Origin of the sequence: Lachnoanaerobaculum sp. Marseille-Q4761 (genome assembly GCF_017565785.1) — a bacterium.
Taxonomy (GTDB): domain Bacteria; phylum Bacillota; class Clostridia; order Lachnospirales; family Lachnospiraceae; genus Lachnoanaerobaculum.
The window spans coordinates 751,146-768,460 of record NZ_JAGEKB010000003.1; the positions used below are offsets into that span (position 1 = coordinate 751,146).

General features: G+C 31.7%; 15 protein-coding genes and 2 pseudogenes. 3 read left to right on the forward strand and 14 right to left on the reverse strand.

Annotated elements, in window-relative coordinates; all coding sequences use genetic code 11:
- Positions 1-14 precede the first annotated feature (14 nt).
- Entirely contained in the window at positions 15-1,199 is a 1,185-nt protein-coding gene (locus J4O15_RS14615) for an IS630 family transposase (RefSeq protein WP_208101280.1), read from the reverse strand.
- 79 nt (positions 1,200-1,278) lie between these two features.
- Between J4O15_RS14615 and tnpC the strand changes: the two are divergent.
- A pseudogene (tnpC, locus tag J4O15_RS14620) lies at positions 1,279-2,142 on the forward strand (IS66 family transposase); the annotation flags it as partial.
- Between the two features lie 341 nt (positions 2,143-2,483).
- On the opposite strand, the gene J4O15_RS14625 reads toward tnpC, so the two are convergent.
- From J4O15_RS14625 to J4O15_RS14665, 9 genes are all read right to left on the reverse strand, one after another.
- On the reverse strand, positions 2,484-3,509 hold the full coding sequence (locus J4O15_RS14625) for a hypothetical protein (protein ID WP_208101281.1): 1,026 nt from the start codon (positions 3,507-3,509) through the stop codon (positions 2,484-2,486).
- A gap of 110 nt (positions 3,510-3,619) precedes the next feature.
- On the reverse strand, positions 3,620-3,811 hold the full coding sequence (locus tag J4O15_RS14630; protein WP_208101282.1) for a hypothetical protein: 192 nt from the start codon (positions 3,809-3,811) through the stop codon (positions 3,620-3,622).
- A gap of 86 nt (positions 3,812-3,897) precedes the next feature.
- The gene (locus tag J4O15_RS14635) at positions 3,898-4,143 is read right to left on the reverse strand and encodes a hypothetical protein (protein ID WP_208101283.1); all 246 of its coding nucleotides are present in this window, start codon (positions 4,141-4,143) and stop codon (positions 3,898-3,900) included.
- An 11-nt stretch (positions 4,144-4,154) separates the two neighbouring features.
- Positions 4,155-5,243, reverse strand: coding sequence for a TIGR04066 family peptide maturation system protein (locus J4O15_RS14640; protein WP_208101284.1), 1,089 nt, complete (start codon positions 5,241-5,243; stop codon positions 4,155-4,157).
- Positions 5,244-5,245: 2 nt separating this feature from the next.
- Positions 5,246-6,658 (reverse strand): Cys-rich peptide radical SAM maturase CcpM, encoded by a 1,413-nt coding sequence (gene ccpM / locus J4O15_RS14645; protein WP_208101285.1) that lies wholly within the window; start codon positions 6,656-6,658, stop codon positions 5,246-5,248.
- A 5-nt stretch (positions 6,659-6,663) separates the two neighbouring features.
- A complete protein-coding gene (locus J4O15_RS14650; RefSeq protein WP_208101286.1) occupies positions 6,664-8,328 on the reverse strand; it encodes an ABC transporter ATP-binding protein in 1,665 nt (554 codons plus the stop codon).
- A gap of 86 nt (positions 8,329-8,414) precedes the next feature.
- Positions 8,415-8,744, reverse strand: coding sequence for a hypothetical protein (locus tag J4O15_RS14655; RefSeq protein WP_208101287.1), 330 nt, complete (start codon positions 8,742-8,744; stop codon positions 8,415-8,417).
- The gene (locus J4O15_RS14660) at positions 8,710-9,867 is read right to left on the reverse strand and encodes a M56 family metallopeptidase (protein ID WP_208101288.1); all 1,158 of its coding nucleotides are present in this window, start codon (positions 9,865-9,867) and stop codon (positions 8,710-8,712) included. The genes J4O15_RS14655 and J4O15_RS14660 overlap by 35 nt, the downstream gene beginning before the upstream one ends.
- 25 nt (positions 9,868-9,892) lie before the next feature.
- Positions 9,893-10,252, reverse strand: a complete 360-nt coding sequence (locus J4O15_RS14665) for a BlaI/MecI/CopY family transcriptional regulator (RefSeq protein WP_243762086.1) — start codon at positions 10,250-10,252, stop codon at positions 9,893-9,895.
- 656 nt (positions 10,253-10,908) lie between these two features.
- Here J4O15_RS14665 and J4O15_RS14670 point away from each other — a divergent pair.
- The gene (locus J4O15_RS14670) at positions 10,909-11,277 is read left to right on the forward strand and encodes a plasmid mobilization protein (protein ID WP_208101289.1); all 369 of its coding nucleotides are present in this window, start codon (positions 10,909-10,911) and stop codon (positions 11,275-11,277) included.
- Positions 11,277-12,647, forward strand: a complete 1,371-nt coding sequence (locus J4O15_RS14675) for a relaxase/mobilization nuclease domain-containing protein (RefSeq protein WP_208101290.1) — start codon at positions 11,277-11,279, stop codon at positions 12,645-12,647. Before J4O15_RS14670 ends, J4O15_RS14675 begins: the two co-directional genes overlap by 1 nt.
- 284 nt (positions 12,648-12,931) lie before the next feature.
- On the opposite strand, the gene J4O15_RS14680 is transcribed toward J4O15_RS14675, so the two are convergent.
- The 4 genes and pseudogenes from J4O15_RS14680 to J4O15_RS16585 all read right to left on the reverse strand — a co-directional run.
- The gene (locus tag J4O15_RS14680; protein WP_208101291.1) at positions 12,932-14,311 is read right to left on the reverse strand and encodes an IS4 family transposase; all 1,380 of its coding nucleotides are present in this window, start codon (positions 14,309-14,311) and stop codon (positions 12,932-12,934) included.
- A gap of 103 nt (positions 14,312-14,414) precedes the next feature.
- Positions 14,415-14,855 carry a conjugal transfer protein gene (locus tag J4O15_RS14685; RefSeq protein WP_208101292.1) on the reverse strand — a complete coding sequence of 147 codons (441 nt, stop codon included), beginning with the start codon at positions 14,853-14,855 and terminating at the stop codon, positions 14,415-14,417.
- A gap of 147 nt (positions 14,856-15,002) precedes the next feature.
- Complete coding sequence (locus J4O15_RS14690; RefSeq protein WP_208101293.1) at positions 15,003-15,974, reverse strand: single-stranded DNA-binding protein; 972 nt, start codon at positions 15,972-15,974, stop codon at positions 15,003-15,005.
- Positions 15,975-16,086: 112 nt separating this feature from the next.
- A pseudogene (locus J4O15_RS16585) lies at positions 16,087-17,315 on the reverse strand (helicase); the annotation flags it as partial.

A 17,315-nucleotide genomic window follows, 5' to 3' on the forward strand; every position in this document is an offset into this window, starting at 1 on the left:
ATTTCATCCTTTAATTAACTCAACTTTTTGACAGGCAGTGTATCAACAATGATTTCTTCCGATACATCAATATCATCGAGATTATATTTCCAATGGAACACAATCGGCTCTTCGTTTATTTCTGCAAAATATCTGTAGATACGATTGGTAAGTTCCTCCTTAGATTTAACACGGATACCTCTGAGCATCTGACGGGTCATCTTGCTAAAGAAACCTTCAACCATATTGAGCCATGATCCATGTTTGGGAGTGAATACAAATTCGAATCTTCCCGGTACAGTTGCTAGGTATTTTCTGGTCGCCTCTGATGTATGAACTTTAAGATTATCGAGTACGATGCGAATCTTGTCTCCCTTTGGGTACTTATCATCTAACAGCTTCAAAAATTCAATGTATTCCGTGCTTCTGTGCTTGTCTCTTACAAGAGGAATCGCTTCTCCTGTTTGAAGATCAATTGCAGCTAATAATGAAAGAGTCCCCAAACGTTTATATTCATAATCTCTATTGATTGTCGGATGCTTTTCGTCCGGCATTAAATCATCTGATGTTGTTGCAATAGCCTGTATTCCCGGCTTTTCATCATAAGACAGCACATGTATAGGTGTATCTTCAGATATAATGAGTTTTCCGGATTCATCAAACTGCATTTCAAGCTGCTTATACACAAGCAGGACATTATGCATTTTGTAATCAAAATCAGAATCCCTGTTCTCGCAATAATAAGTTATTTTATGTGGCTTTATATCTGCCTCGTCAAGAATTGTATGTACTGTACTTTTATGAATGGTGGAAAGTCTTGTGTATCCGGCTGCTTCAGCAGTTTTATTGATATGTGAGGTTAGCTTTGCATACGTCCAGGTTTCAGCAGCATATCCAAAATCAATTGGCTTTTGGCAGGCAATGTTAATGATCCAGGCTTTTTCTTCGTCTGTAATCTCAGCGTTCCTGCCACGACCGGGGGCATCAAAGAGTGCATTTTCAATGCCGCCTTCTTTAAACTTTTTTAGGCAAAGCATGACGCTACAGCGGTTGAGCCCCACTTTATCAGCAATCGCATCTATTGATACGGAATCCGCACGTAATAATAGAATTCGTGCTCTTGTAACTGTTTGAGCCTGAATTGTTCTGGCACGAGCTTGAAGTTCCAGATATTCTCTTTCTTCATTGCTAAGTTCGATTGATGATGCTCTTTTGCCCATGTAAATGCCCTCCAAAATCTTTATAAGTACATTATAGCACAGGTTCTAAACATAGTCGAGTTATTAAAAAGATATTATACTAGTATCTCATCTGCACAAAAAGCTCCTTGAGCGTGATATAGTGCATTGCGATGAGACAGTTGTTCAGGTGCTTAAAGAAAAAGACAAGGCACCACAGACAAAGTCTTATATGTGGCTATATAGAACCGGAAATGACGACAAGCCATCCATAATTCTTTATGATTATCAGCCTTCAAGAAATGGTAATCATGCAGTGGAATTCCTGAAAGGTTTCAAAGAATACTTTCACTCTGATGGATACTCCGGTTATAATAAACTTTCTGATATGATCAGATGTGGGCGCTGGGCTCACCTTAGAAGAAAGTTTATAGAAGCGATTCCATCTAAGAGTTCACTGGATGCACCACTCACCCTTGCTGAAATCGGAAGGAATTACTGTGATCAGCTGTTTCACATTGAAGACAGCCTTAAAAACTTAACATCTGAAGAACGATATAGTAAGCGCCCGGAGTTGGAAAAACCTGTTCTTGAGGCTTTTTGGTGTTGGATTGATTCCATAACGGCATTAAAAGGCTCTGCACTTGGAAAAGTTCTTGTTTATGCTAATAACCAGCGTCCATATATGGAGAATTATCTGCTTGATGGAAGATGTTCTATTTCCAATAATGCTGCCGAGAATGCAATTCGTCCGTTTACAGTAGGTCGCAAGAATTGGCTTTTTGCAGACACTCCCAAAGGAGCATCTGCAAGTGCAGCTGTCTATAGTATTGTAGAGACAGCAAAGGGAAACGGCTTGAATGTCTATACCTACTTACAATATCTTCTCATGTATATGCCGGATACACAGTGGCAGTCCGAACCTGAACTTTTAGAAGATTTAATGCCCTGGTCACCGGATGTAAAGGAAGAATGTAAGCAATAAACAAATAAACTATGGTGCTCTTTATTGGAGCACTTTTTTATTTGATTTATTATCTCATTTATTTTAATGAAATATAAGGCATCATGTTATTGGGCGCTTACAAAATAAATGTATTTCTCTGCCATAATGCAGTCCTCCTTTAATGTTTTCTAACTGTTAAAAGTTTTGAAAATAAAAAAGGAGGACTTCTGCATTTTGACATGCAAAGCCATCCTGGGATTATAATAATTTTTTTATTACTTTTTTACAAACTACATCTGAATTTCTAAGACAATACTAACAAAAGCATACATAGTATATAAAAATTCTTCAATAACCTCTTTGCTTGATTTAGATAAAAACTATATTTTGCTAATGATTAATTCGACCATTTTCTGTAAATTTTCTTTTGTATTTTTAATAGTACCATCACAATTCTTGAAAATAATATTATCTCTATTTTTAATTACAATCAAATCATTACTACTTAATTTCAGTCTGTTTTCACCACTGAATATTAGTACAACATCACACATGACCATATTAATTACATCTTCAATATCCTCTGTACTATAGTATTTTATTTCATTTACAGAAAACAGTAATATCTCATGAATATCAAGTCGTATACCAATCGCTTCTATATTATATTTTTTAATAAAAAGATCAATTATATATAAATACTCATCAAAATTTATAAAAAATATTTTAGTTACATTATTTCTTTCTTTATTTATCTTCAAACTAATTGGATTTATATTTTTATTTTCAAATAATTGAGGATTCAAGTATGCTGCACTAATAAAGGCTGCACTATAACTATTGCTTGATTCATAAAATTTATTTTTTAATAGTTGTGAAGAATTAACTAAGTAGTCTATTCCTAAAACATTTTTTTCTACTTTAAATATTTTTTTTGATGGATAAATATTATCAAAATCATTTACAACACCAATACACCCTTCCAACGAACCTGGAATTGTCATATCCATACTATTACTTATAGAACATATTATAGGTATTCTTTTATCATTTATTTTTTTTATAACTTTTTCTAAATACTTTATATCGGATAACTTCCTACTTCCAATGCTCAAATTTATTACATCAACATTGTAATCTAATCCTTTTTCTAAAGCCTTTGATAAATCTTCTATGTCTATTCTTCTTTCAATATCTTTTTTCAAAGCTATATTTATTATTTTGATTTTTTCTTTTACATTTCTCTCTAATATCTGTGCAATTATTGTGGAATGCGTACATCCAAATATTTCATCTGAGAATTCTTTTATTTCTTTACTGGAAGAATCTAAAAAAAATATATCTATATACTTGTTTTTTAAATACTTGGTATTTATAATATCATCTATTATCAATATAGTTTTCATATAAAACCTCTTAATATTTTCGTTGTTTATAATAAGAGAACACTCTACCTCATTCAACAATTCGTCAATAATGCAGAGTGTTCTCCATTTGTGCCACTTTTCAACTCATACTACCACTTCTGTACTTTAGCTCTTGCTGCGTAGTCACCATTTTTAGTGCTTATCTTTCTTGATGAAGATTTTTTCCAATCACTTTGGCAAGAACAATTGCAAACAGGATCACAACCACAATTTGCAAAAGGTACTACATTCCCAAATGACTCTACTGTATTCTTGGTAGAATTAAATTTCTTTTTCAACATAGCCAGCACCTCCTTTCTCTTGTATTTCTTCAATAATTCAAAAGAATTATCAAAGATATATATCTACATGTAAAATGTAAATATCATCAAATAGTTCCTATTTTGTCTAACTCGCAAGCAATATTCTCTATTGTAAAAACCGTATAATCATTATTTTTAAATACATCATATACTTTTTTGCCATATTTTTCTTCAAACTCGTTGAAAACATATATGAACAAATATGATGCTACCTTACTTTCAGGACCCAATAAATTTATATCTTTATCAATATTTTTTATTCCAGAAATTTTTTCTATTACATCTGAAATATATTTTATCGTATCATTCATAAGTAACTCCATTAAAAAACCTTGATATTTTCTTCTAATTTTGAAATCACGCTATTCAAACATCTATTTTTAATTTCACAGTTTTCATTCAAATTGCTAAATACCTCTATTCCATCACAATTATCAAATTCACAACTAACATCTGAGTTCCTATTTAGAAAATAGTTTATATATGAGTTCTCTTCTCTTATAAACCTTTTTTTTACATCAGAAACACAAATCACATCTAGAGGAACAGAAAACTTATATCTCAACATTTTTCTTAATTCATCACAGTAAACTTCATTAAGTTCAGAAAGGAAATCAATACATAATATCCCTACATCAACTTGTAATGCAGAAGAAACTATATATGCAAACTCACCAAAATTATTGCTTATAAACATATTTGCTGGCATTATCCCGTACGGTACACTCAATATAATTACATCCGGTTTTTCTTTGGTTTCAACATCATAAATATACATGTTAAACTTCTGTATTTTTGTAAATAAACTCATGTTTTTTTCAAATATAAATTTAGGATATAATTCTCCGCCAGTAATCTTTCCTAAATAATTGGAAAATATATTAAAACACCTATATCCCTTATCAAAAAACTTCTCATACAATTCCAAGTGTGTTTGAAACTTATTACAGTTTTCTCCAAAACCCATTATACAAACAACAGGAGTATTAATAGGATATAGCGTATGTCTTTTCTCTTTCAATTCTTTATCATATGGATTTTCTATAATAACTGATCTATCCAGCAAATCTTTTTGTAAATCGTCCATACACTCTAACTTAATTTCATTATATAAACCATTACTCAGAAAAAACTCTTTATTAATAAGACACAAATATTCTATCTTTTTCAAATATGCTAGCGGATCCATCTTGGATACATTTTCACAAAATACCACAACATCAACTTCTTTTGCATATTTTTCAAAATCGTTTGACAAAAGAATTCTTTTTGATTCAAGTTCTTTTGTCATTGCTGCTATATCTTCTTTAAACGAACAAATCACAGCTATCTCATAGTCTTTACTCCCCCTAAAATTATTCAGTAAAGTGACTGCATCCTTGTTATACGGAAATAACATGATTTTCTTCATACTTAGTAATCCTCCGTACCTATATTATATCCAAACTCACAAATAGCTATTAATTCATGTAAATCTCTTAAAGCTAACCTCTTATTTGAGGAGCATAAAGATAACTTCTCAGATTTTGTAAAACATCCAGATGCACAATCAACCTGATTAATACAAACACTACACAAGTTTATAGCCCAACACTTTTTACACTCTTCTTCTGTTAGTTTGCCAATATTAAGGTGTTGCCTTACCTTTTCTATATAAAACCCATCGTTTATATTTCCAATACATGAACACTCTATTTCTGGAACTCTTTCACAAGGATAAAAATCTCCAAATGTATTAATAAATAATCTTGAATTCCCAGGTACACAAGGACCTGAATGATGATTAATAGTCGCAACTATTCTATGTTCTTTCAATTGTTTATACAATCTCTTCACCTCTTTCTGAGATTCAATTACTAATTTACTAACACTTGTCTTTGGTATTTTACCTAACATAAACATCAAAAGCTTTAAATACTCATATTCACGCTTAGATATATAATCACTTTTTATGTCTATTTCTTCCTTCAACCCTGTCAATGTCAATGGTGAAAAATTAATTTGATTATCTTCAAGGAAATCTTCTGTATTAAAAAATTCCTCTACGCACTTACTTTTCGTTTTAGGGCTAATCACAGCATTTATTTGTAAAAATTCTTTTACATATTCTGGATAATTTTCCTTGAACATATTTATGTTTTTCATGATTATGTCAAACGATCCTTCTCCGGACTTAAACTTTCTGTTCAAATCGTGTTCTTCTTTAGCTCCATCCAAACTAATCATGGTATAAAATCTATTGCTTGATAAAAAATCCATAATTCGTTTATTCAATAATGTCCCATTGGTTGTTATTGTATATATAACCTTCTTCCCATCAACATTCTTACTGATATAATCAACACAAAATTCAAGTAACTTCATATTTAATAATGGTTCTCCACCATAAAAAGATACAACTAAATGGTCGGTATCTATTGAATGTTCCAAGAAAAAGTCTATACTTCTTTTGGCTAATTCTTCAGTCATTTTTCTATCATTATGCACTCTATTGGTATATAACCCACCATATACACAATATGAACATCTTAGGTTACACTGTTGAGTAACTTGTAATATAAGCTGTGATAATCTTCTATCCAAAAGATATTGAACATAGTCAGAGTCTGGATGTTTTATTTCTTTTATTTCATGAGGCAATATTAATCCATTTTTTTGATATTTGTCTAAAACTTTTTTACTTACCTCTTCAATTTTTCCTTCTTCATAACTTTTAAAATGTCTGTAATCATGATCACTTACAGTAATTATATCTCCAGAGTATCTGTCATAAATATAATACCCTTTTGGTGTTTTTATACATTTAAAACATAAATTCGCACTCATACAGTTTACCTCTTCTTAAACTTATTATATGTTTTAATTTTACCATCTTTAAATTCAAAAATTTTATTGACAAAATCTAAGACTTTTTTATCATGAGTTACAATTATAACTATTTTATCGTTAAATTCTTTAGATATCCATCTATTAAAGTCATCCATTGATTCTTCATCATAAGCAGAAGTTGGCTCATCTAAAATAACTAACGACGGATTTTTATTAATTACTCTTCCAAGTGCTATTTTCTGTTTTTCGCCTCCAGATAACCTACTTCCAGAACTTCCCACTTGTGTACTCCATGTGTCAGGTAGTCTATGTACAAATTTGAATATATTATTATCTTTAAAAAAACCAATCTGAACATCAGAGTCACTTTTTGAGTCCAATATTATATTTTCAATAACTGTCTTATTAAATAAATAGATATTCTGACAAACCACACCTATTGCATTTCTATAGTTTTCAATATCTATCTTTGCAATATCTATATCATTTACAAATATTTTGCCATCACTTTTTTCGTATAATCTCGTTATCAAGTTTAAACAACTTGTTTTTCCACTTCCATTTTCTCCTATAAACGCTACTTTATCTCCCTTTTCTATTTCAAAACTTAAGTTATCTAATATATTAAATTCTTCTAAACTAAAACTCACATTTTCAAACTTTATTTTAACTATTTCATCTATTATTTCTATGGCTTTGTCCTTTACTGTATCTTCTAAATCATAATTCATAAATTTTTGATAACTTTCCATAAAAGGTTCCACATCTTTTAACAGCATAGTAAAATGCAAAAGCACATCCACAGGAGATAGTAAATACGAAGAAAAGCCTACAAAAGATATTATTTCTCCAACCGACATTCTTCCACTTAACATACTATGAGCAGCAATTATATAAATCAAATAAATTGCAGACTTTTCAACACAATTTATGGTACAATTATACTTCTTGTATAGTAACCTTTTTTTTCTAAAAGTAAAAATATTGTCTTTATTTAATTTTTTATATTCGCCTAATATTATATCTTTTAAATTCCATAATCTTATATCAACATCGCCTTTAGTTACATCTTCAAACCAAAAATTATAATTTTCATTATTTTTCTTTAGTTCTAAACTGCATTTATATGTACTTTTTTTAAATTGATAATTTAAAAAAACTTTTATTGGAATAATCATTATTACTAAAATTGATAGTTTCCAATTCATATAAAACAAAGCAACACTACCGCCTATCATCCTAAAAACAGTTATAAACAAAGTCACAAAACCATCTTCAGAAATATTCAACATTTCATCTATATCATACAAAACATCGTTCAACATCTTTAATAGAGAATAATCTATATAATATTTATATTTTATTTTTAAAGAATGTAAAAACACTTCATTGTTAAGAAAATACTCTATATTACTTTTAATCTTTGTGCTTATCTTTTCTTGCAAGTATGTCAAACAGCTTACAGTCAATTCAACAACTATTAGAAACGCTACTATGTACAAAATAACATACCATTTTTTTCCATAAAGTCCTTCATCAATCAGCGACCTTATTAGTAAAGGTGTGACTATGCTGGTCAACATCAAAATTATAGATATGAGGAATACAATAATCATTTCCTTAACATAACGCCTGTACCATTTCCAAATTTTAACCATCACATTCATACTCTAGACACCCTACCTTAATGTGATGGTTAGCACCACTATTTATACAAGAGAATGCTAACCAAACACATCTTCTCAGCTATGACTTACTTTGACTTACCTTGCAAATAATCATCCAAATTAAATTCCATCTGTTCAGAGTCACTATCCTTAGTGTATAATGCTCCTGTTTTAATCTCTTCCAACATTTCAGAATAAAACTTTATATTGTATTCTTTTTCTTCTTTTGAAATTTTCCCTTCCTCATACAACTCATTATTATTATCTAAAAAAGATTGAAGCCATATCTCAAATTCTCCAGCTGTCCAATACTCTGATTCTGTCTGTCCTTGAATCAGTAATACATTAGCCTCCTCATCTGTCAACCAACTTTCCCCACGATCAAGTGAAACTTTTTTTTTCCATAGTTCCCTCATCTATTTGAACTAACATTTCACTGTAATCCTCTTTCAATTCATTCAAGTCATACGAATTATTTAATCTTCTATCTTTTTCCTCTAATGCCAGTTTTTCATTGAAACTCACCCCTGCAAATGATTGAACCGGCAAAATTACAACTCCTGATATCAAAATAAGTGTTAAAAGAGTACTTTTTTTACTTTTCATAATCGACACACACCTTTCTTCTAAAAAAAATTTTGCATATGAACTTGTCAGAAAATTCTCACTTTTATTTAAAGCCGTTATATTAAGTAGAGAAATAGCATAATCTTTCTTGTTTTCTTCTCCCAAAAAATCACTAACTTCTTCATCACATGCCAACTCAATATCTCTATCTACAAAAAAACACATTAACCAAACAAATGGATTAAACCAATGAATGCAAATTGAAATAGCAAGTAATAGTTTAACAAGCACATCTAATCTCTTAATGTGTGTCAACTCATGCAACAATGAAAATTCAAGTAACTTTTCATCACAGAGAAACACTTTTGGGATAATAATAACAGGTTTTATAGTCCCAAAAGTAAGAGGAATAGACACCTCATCAAATTGATTTATCTTGATTTTTCTTTTTACATCAATCTGATTTAAGTACTCAGAAACCCTCTTAATTTTTCTACAATCTACACTAATCGGAATAGCTTCTTTACATTTACGGACAAACAACATGTGTCTAATAAATATAAAAAAAGCTACCACAAAGAAACCAAAATACCAAACATAAGTAAGAATCTTCTTTCCCTCAAATACATAATCTCTTTGCTTAATTCCATCTTCAATCGAATCAACAGTTTCTATGTTAATCGAATCTAATCCTAAACTACTAAAATCTCCTCCAATATTTTTGCTGAAATCTTCTGAAATTTCAACCGAGTAATTATTAAGTACTACCCTTAGAATACTCCTGTTTATATTAAAGGCTCCCAGAAAATCTAGTGGCACAAATACTGGAACCAATAAACGGCATATCATGATTATCCAAAAAAATTTCAATATTTTTTTAGGAACTCTATAAACCACACAATTCCTAATTATTACAACAACGATGATAGGAATAATAACACTAATTGACACACTCAAAATAGAATCAATCATACACTCATACACTCATACACTCCAATCACTCATCAAGATCATTGATTATTTCTTTTACTCTAGCAATTTCCTCGTCTGCAATATCAATATCGTTCAGTAAAAAAGCCACCAAGTTACCCACCTTTCCATTATACATTTTATCAATCAATTCCTTTGTTTCATAAGAACTAACTTGTTCTTTTGAAATTGAAGGTTCACAAATAAAATTAGGTTCCTTTCTGGTAATCAAATTTTTCTTTACGCATCTTCTTAACATGGTATAAGTTGTTGTTTTGTCCCAACCAATTGTATTTGATAGTTCTGCAGCTATATCTTTTGCTGTAAAACTTTTCTCTCTCCATAATATTTCCATTATTTTCAACTCGCTATCAGACAACTTTTGCAAAGTACTATTCTCCTTTTATTTTCATTGTATATTTGTACAATATTTTTGTCAAGCATTTTAAAAAATATAATTTAATAAATATAAGCCATAAACGAAAATGTCCCGTTTATGCCAGGGAAACTTGTTGATAGTGAGTTAGCCCTTTGGTATGCTTGCATCACAGACGGCTTCTAAAGAAAATATTTAAGCCGTCTGGATGCTTCGGGGATTCCAAAAGGGTGGAATGCTCACTGCCGACAAGGAACCTGGAATACATGGGGCATTTTCATACCTCATTTAGGACATTTATAAAAAAGTCGGCATAAGAGCAAGCACAGTAAGTGCATATGCACTTACGAAAAATTGTCTTAATCCTCACTTTCGCATCGGACTCTTTCAGTCAATTTTTGCTTGTTGGGGAATATCCCCAAACCCCTGCATAAGGTAACTTACTTTATTCCATTACCTAAGTAGTATTTGAAAAAGTTTCTGCTTCTTTCATTGAAGCTTACTTTCAAAAATGTTATAATCCTCTTGTAACTTATATAACTATTTTATCTCTCTACAGGAGATTTCTGATTTAGAAATATACTATAAAGCAAAACCTGTAAGTCAAGCTTAGTACTTGATTCTACAGGTTTTTTCTTTTGCTATTTTTAGGATTTGGAGGTTTTGACATGGCAAACAGAGTAAGAACTCATGGCATTTATTTAATGCTTTCAGATGATGAACTAAAGGTTTTGGAGAAAAAATATAGGTTCTCCGGTTGTAAAACTTTGCGTCAGTTTATTATGAAATGCATCTTAGGCAAGGATATCTTCGTATTGGATATGACAGTTTTCAGGGAACTTTCCGCAAGTATCGGCAGGATAACCGGTAGCATCAATCAGATTGCAAAACGAGTAAATTCTACCGCAGCTATCTATAAAGATGACATCCTTGATATACAAGAGCTGCTAAAAAAGCAGGGGAAAGATATTTACTCTCTGCGAAAAAAACTATATGACCTTGGAAATTTAGAAAGTATAAATACGGAGGAGATATAATGGCTGTTACAAAGATTCATCCCATAAAAAAAACTTTGCACTTAGCCCTAAACTACATCATGAATGCTGATAAAACTGATGAGAAAATCCTTATTTCCTCTTTTAACTGCAATCCTAAGCTTGCTCATCTTGAATTTGAGCAGACGAAAAGAGAATGTAATTCCAAGGCAAAAATATTGGCAAGGCATTTAATTCAATCTTTCGCTCCCGGAGAAACCACACCAGAGCAGGCACACAAAATAGGACTGGAACTATGCGAAAAAGTCTTTCAAGGAAAGTATGAGTATGTACTCACTACCCATATAGATAAGGGGCATCTTCATAATCATGTTATATTTAATAATGTAAGTTTTGTAACTGGTAAGGCGTATCAAAGCAACAAAAGAAGTTATCATCAAATCAGAACTGTCAGTGATGAGATTTGTAAAGAAAACGGTTTATCTGTCATTGATGAAAACTATAAAAAATTCAAGAACAGATATTCCACAAACGGTAAAAGCTATATTGAATATATGGAATTTAAGAAAGGCGGTTCTTGGAAAAACAGGCTTCACCTTGCTATTGACAAAGCAATTCTAAGGTCCGGTACTTACGAAGAGTTTTTAAAAGCAATGGAAGATTTAGGATATGAAATTAAGATTGGAAAGTATCTTTCATTCCGCCATAAAGACAAAAAAGATACAGGAAGATTTACAAGAACAAAGGCAAATGTGCTTGGAGAAGATTATACCAAAGAGCGAATTAAAGAAAGAATTGAAGATCCGACCAAACAGCAGATTTATAATAAAGAACTGCTTTATGACAAACTCTCTTATAAAAATCCGGATACTATTGTAAATATAAAGAACAATGAAAAGGTAAAAACCTCAAAAGGTTATGAAGTATGGGCAGGCAAGCACAACATGAAAACAATGGCTTCCTCCTTAAATGAAATGAGAAGATATGGCATAAACACCTATGAAGAACTGGAATTAAAATTAAAGAAGGCAGCCTCAGATAGGCAACAATTATTAGATCGGATAAAGCAAGCTGAACAGGAAATGAAATCCATATATTCTGTAGTGGAAAATAAAAACACCCTTTCTAAAAATCAGTTGATCTATGACATGTATATTGAAGATAAAGAAAATATCGCCTTTTATGAAGAATACAAGCCACAGATTGTTGCCTATGAAATCGCCTTAAAAGAACTTGAAAAATCAGGGTATTGTACATTAAACATTCCGGAACTGTCAGATAAATACGCCGTTTTGGAACAGAAAAAACTTAGCCTTATGGAAGAATATGCCTATCAAAACTTCATGCTCCACAATCTTCAACAAGCAAAGAAAAATACGGATATATACCTTAACAATCATCTGGAAAAATAAAGAAGAAGGAGGTCGCTCATACCTAATTTGTCGGTAGAAAGCAAGCTCCTTCTTTATAAATAACAGATTAGATAGACACAAGAGCAGACTTTTCTTCATAGTCTCCAAGCCTAAATACCCAAGGAAAGACAGCATGCTTCTTTATCACTTGTCCATTTCTATAAGATAATCTTCTCTTCTTTTCCATACAACTAAAGAGATTATACTTATTATCTCAAACTTCCCACACCCCAAATGGAGTTAGTACATTGAAAATTCAATATTTCAGCTAACAAAATAATGATTTATGCTGTTTTAGGTTTGTGATGTAATGCATTTTGCAGATATTTTGGCAGCTTTGATTCAAAATCAAGCATAAAACCGGATATTTGATCATTACTTAACCTAAGTGTCTCACAAAGACTTGCCGTCAATGCAGTCATTAATATAGCAAGTGAGCGATAAAAAGTGATATCTGCCATTTCATCCACAAGAAAAAAGAATAACTCACCAAGAGTCCGATAGTCTTCATTTTGTCTTTGCTCAACTGAAAGTAGCATATACCTAAGAAAAACAATTGCAGTATGTGCAGTCAGTGCATCATAAGATAAGCTGTGGCACTCACCTATAAGATTAAGCATTGATTTACAGGTTTTGAAAAATACTTCTATTTGCCATCTTTTTCCGTAAATACGAATGATCTCTTCTTCACACAAACTTGTGTCAGTGCATATAAAGGCAAGCCAATCCTTACGATTAGCTTTATTCCTTATACAAACAATTTTAGCTGCTATAGGTTCTTCTTTTCCTACTTTTACATCAACTGAAAGTAGATATTTAGATCTACCTCTACGCTTTTTGTTTTGTGAATAAATCTCCTTTATGTTAAGTTGTTTTCCACAATATTCATACTTGATGCGTGAACTTTTCTTGATCATTGCAATGGCATCTATTCCTCTTGACTTGATATCAGTTATCTGAGTGGGAGTGGCAAACCAAGAGTCGAACAGAACATAGTCAGCAGATAATCCGGCTTTAGTTGCATTATCAAGAAGAGTAAGCATTGCCTTCGGTGCTTTTGTTTGAGCAAGTTCTCTACGCTTTCCTGCAATCGTTCTTTTGTCAAATGATCTTTTGGGACCAATAATATTTGATTCCTTAGAAGAAGCTAAAAGGCAACTGTTAACAGGGATAAGAGAATTGCCGTCACTCCAACATAAAGTAAGCATACGATAACCCTTTTGATAACTCATGCTTACATGGTCAAATACTCTTGAACTGAGTTCGGTCTTTTTACAGCCTGTTCGGTTAAAAAGACTGTCGTCTATTATGAATACATTTTTTCGATCAGGTGATGTCAGCTTACTGATATCGTTATTGACTATATTTGCAGCAACTAGGGAAGTGAGACGAAGCCAATTAGTTTTTACAGAGTTCATGAAACGATAAAAAGCATTTTTTGAAAAGTTTTCGGTAAAAGTTCCTGTTTGTTGTTGCATATACATGCTCTTACCTACAAAGATGTTGCTAAACTTGTATCTCAAAAGTGAGATTGCCGGAACACCTTTTTCCTTTGTGCCGTTACATTTTTTCAAAAGTTTACCTAATTGGTATTTTGTAAAAAACTTTTTTATATGATCAATTAAGGCTACCTCATCAGTACTGTTTTGTGCTATAATAGACATGGCATAAATCTCCTTTGTTAGAATTTTTCTGATAACTACATTATAGCAAAGATTTAGGTTTATGCCTTTTTTATTGGCTGAAATATTGAATTTTCAATGTGCGTTACACCTTAAAGGTGTGGGAAGTTTGAGTTATTATGATATAGTTTACCACCTGATTGGCTAAATCATAGTTTAAAAGAGGTAGGAAATAAGATTTTTCATTTGTAATAAATCCATGTACTAAAATACAATACACCGTCATAGAGCTGAAGAATGATATAGCAAAATTAAGGATTTTTCCAATCAATCCAAATTTATCATGAATTAACTTAAATAAGACAGAATATAGCACTACCGCCACTATTGCCGCTAATATATCCCAAAAATATACGGCATATCCGGATGAAAACTTGACAGAAAAATGATGATGAGTATAATACCAACTTGCTATAAATACCGCAAGTTTATCCATTGCAAATAAGCTTATTTTTACAAATGTTGTTCCTACAAACAGGATAACTCCCAAATATAATATAATTAAGGCTATAAAAATAACAATCATATCATTTTATCCTTTCTACTAAATAATCCTATTTTTCTTATACTATAACGCCCCTATTCTTTTTTAGCAAATCCTTATTTTAAGTTTAAAAGAGAATCAAAAAAAGACGGGGGACAGCAGCTTATTAAGCTGCCAATCCCCACACTTTTATCTTTCTACCCCTTTTTCACTTTTTGTATTTCCCGGTTCTTTTGATCTGCCATCCGTTTTTTCCTTGTAATCATTTAGTTTTTTAAGTGTTGAAGGCTTCTCTTTTGTATCTTGAGATTGTCCTCTGGCTTTTAACAGCTTGGCGGAATATACCTTAAAGTTTGTATATTGCTTTCCATTCTTTCCGGTACTAAGCTTTTCTTTTCCTGACAGTGAAACAAAATCCCCTTTTTTAAAGTCCTTTACTGCTTGAACCTGCTCATTATAGGCAAAACAATTCATAAACTCTACATTCCCCATTCCGTCATTTTGAGCAATAGAAAAACTTGCCACTCTGAAATCCTGTCCATCATTTGACCTTAGATCCTTTATTTCAACATCAGCGGTAAGATTACCTTTGACATATTGCTTTTCTTGATCATTATTATCTTTCAGACTTGTATTTTCTTTTACTGTATTTTCCCGTGTTTGGTATTGCTCATTTTCACTTATTTCTTCTTTGCTTTTTTCCTGAATGTCTGCATCTTTTTCTATTTCTTCCTGCTTTATATCTTTCGCTGTTTTTAGGTCTTCATCAATAAAGTCCATAAACCTTTCATCAATCAACCCCATATAAGAGTCATTCATATAGTTGTCATAAGCATTATCAAGTATGTCTTCATTATTTATATCTGTTTCCAGTGATATTATTCCCTTAATAAAATCACTATGATTGTATTCCGCCAAGAATGATAAAGTTTCTTTCATACTTTCAAAGGTGTTGTTTTGCATATTTGAAATACTTTTTAAATCATTTGCATATCTTCCGTTTACCCACTCAAACTTGCCGTTTTCTTTATTTTCTTTAATTCCTGATGCTATGACAAATTGTTCACCTGTAAATAATACTGCCTGACCTTCCTTTACATCCAACACCGTTGTATGTTCTCCCAGTGCCGTTTTAATAATATCCCCTTTTTTTAAGCTCATAAATTCCTCCATTTCTGTCTTTACACTTTATTTTTCTATTAAATTTGAGAAAAGAGTACCCCTAAAAGATACTCTCTTCCCATATTTATATATGATATTTTTTATCCGGATCCTACCTTGCCTCCTCAAAGTATTCCAACTGATTTTCCCTTGCACCTGTTTGACTGATTTGTTCCTTATACCCGTTTAACTTCTCTACTACAGAGTTTCTTTCTCTTCTATCCAGATCTCCGATACTTTGTACCTTGCTATCTCTAAAGTCTGCATCGTACCTGTCCGCTACACCGTCCAAGTCCGTATCTTTTTCTAACGGATCATAAAAATTCCCATCATCATCGATTTCAAGCCCCAGTACCTCTTTTAACTTTTCTTCATCCACATAGATAAGCTCATTAAAATCCCAAAAACCTATACTTGCCTTTATCTGCACAAGCTCACTTCTATCACTTGCATCAAGAGGATCATAGGTGTACTGAAAGCTGTTCACTAAAGTATTATCAACATAGGTATTCATTTTATAATCAATTAAATCAAGGCTTGTCTGTATTTCATGCTCTTCATCAGGCGTAGTCGTATAAGCAAGCCTTATATCGCTTAAATCAGGAAACAAAGTATCAAAATCCTCTATACTATGGGTTTCCTCATACTCCTTATTTAAGAAATGAATCAATTCTTCTTTTACCTCTTCAAGTAATGGATTTTTTTCTCTGTTACTGCTTCTTTTTGCCCCATATCCAGTAGATTATTTACCTCAGCAAGCCTTAATGTCTTTTCTTTTAAAAGCTCATCCTGAGGAAATTTCTTCTCGATTTCAAGTTTTGCGGTTTCAAGTTGACTTTCAGTATCACTAAGCTTACCTAAAGTTTGCTCCAGCCTCTCAGGCATTTTATCAAGGACATTATCCATTCTCGTTATATTTCCTATACCGTCCGCTCCAAATTCACCATAATGATTCTCTTCGCCTTTTAGATTAAATTTATACTGATTGGAAAAGCTGTCATAGTATGCAAATAAATCAAAGTTTCTGTACTCTCCGATTTTTACTTCTTCCGACTTAAAATCATCCGTCTTTTTTATACTTTTTATCTTGCTTATCAAAAATTCTCCTGCTTGTCTTTTATCTGTATATTTTTTGCCGTCAAGAATAAGAGAGGTGAATTTTGATACTGCTTCTTTATCCGACTTTTTCTCTGTTTCTATTGAATTTTCTCCTGCATTCTCCAAACTTGACTGAATATATACTTCCTTATCTGTATTTTCTTCTCTATATGGCTCTATATTTTCTATATCTTTTTTCAGATTTTCTATTTTATTTTTTAAATTTTCTATTTCTTTAGGGTA

Bases quoted from the DNA above. Each gene is read 5' to 3' on its own strand.
- J4O15_RS14615 (WP_208101280.1), bottom strand. From the start codon at position 1,199: ATGGGCAAAAGAGCATCATCAATCGAACTTAGCAATGAAGAAAGAGAA.
- J4O15_RS14625 (WP_208101281.1), bottom strand. From the start codon at position 3,509: ATGAAAACTATATTGATAATAGATGATATTATAAATACCAAGTATTTA.
- J4O15_RS14630 (WP_208101282.1), bottom strand. From the start codon at position 3,811: ATGTTGAAAAAGAAATTTAATTCTACCAAGAATACAGTAGAGTCATTT.
- J4O15_RS14635 (WP_208101283.1), bottom strand. From the start codon at position 4,143: ATGAATGATACGATAAAATATATTTCAGATGTAATAGAAAAAATTTCT.
- J4O15_RS14640 (WP_208101284.1), bottom strand. From the start codon at position 5,243: ATGAAGAAAATCATGTTATTTCCGTATAACAAGGATGCAGTCACTTTA.
- ccpM (WP_208101285.1), bottom strand. From the start codon at position 6,658: ATGAGTGCGAATTTATGTTTTAAATGTATAAAAACACCAAAAGGGTAT.
- J4O15_RS14650 (WP_208101286.1), bottom strand. From the start codon at position 8,328: ATGAATGTGATGGTTAAAATTTGGAAATGGTACAGGCGTTATGTTAAG.
- J4O15_RS14655 (WP_208101287.1), bottom strand. From the start codon at position 8,744: ATGAGGGAACTATGGAAAAAAAAAGTTTCACTTGATCGTGGGGAAAGT.
- J4O15_RS14660 (WP_208101288.1), bottom strand. From the start codon at position 9,867: ATGATTGATTCTATTTTGAGTGTGTCAATTAGTGTTATTATTCCTATC.
- J4O15_RS14670 (WP_208101289.1), top strand. From the start codon at position 10,909: ATGGCAAACAGAGTAAGAACTCATGGCATTTATTTAATGCTTTCAGAT.
- J4O15_RS14675 (WP_208101290.1), top strand. From the start codon at position 11,277: ATGGCTGTTACAAAGATTCATCCCATAAAAAAAACTTTGCACTTAGCC.
- J4O15_RS14680 (WP_208101291.1), bottom strand. From the start codon at position 14,311: ATGTCTATTATAGCACAAAACAGTACTGATGAGGTAGCCTTAATTGAT.
- J4O15_RS14685 (WP_208101292.1), bottom strand. From the start codon at position 14,855: ATGATTGTTATTTTTATAGCCTTAATTATATTATATTTGGGAGTTATC.
- J4O15_RS14690 (WP_208101293.1), bottom strand. From the start codon at position 15,974: ATGAGCTTAAAAAAAGGGGATATTATTAAAACGGCACTGGGAGAACAT.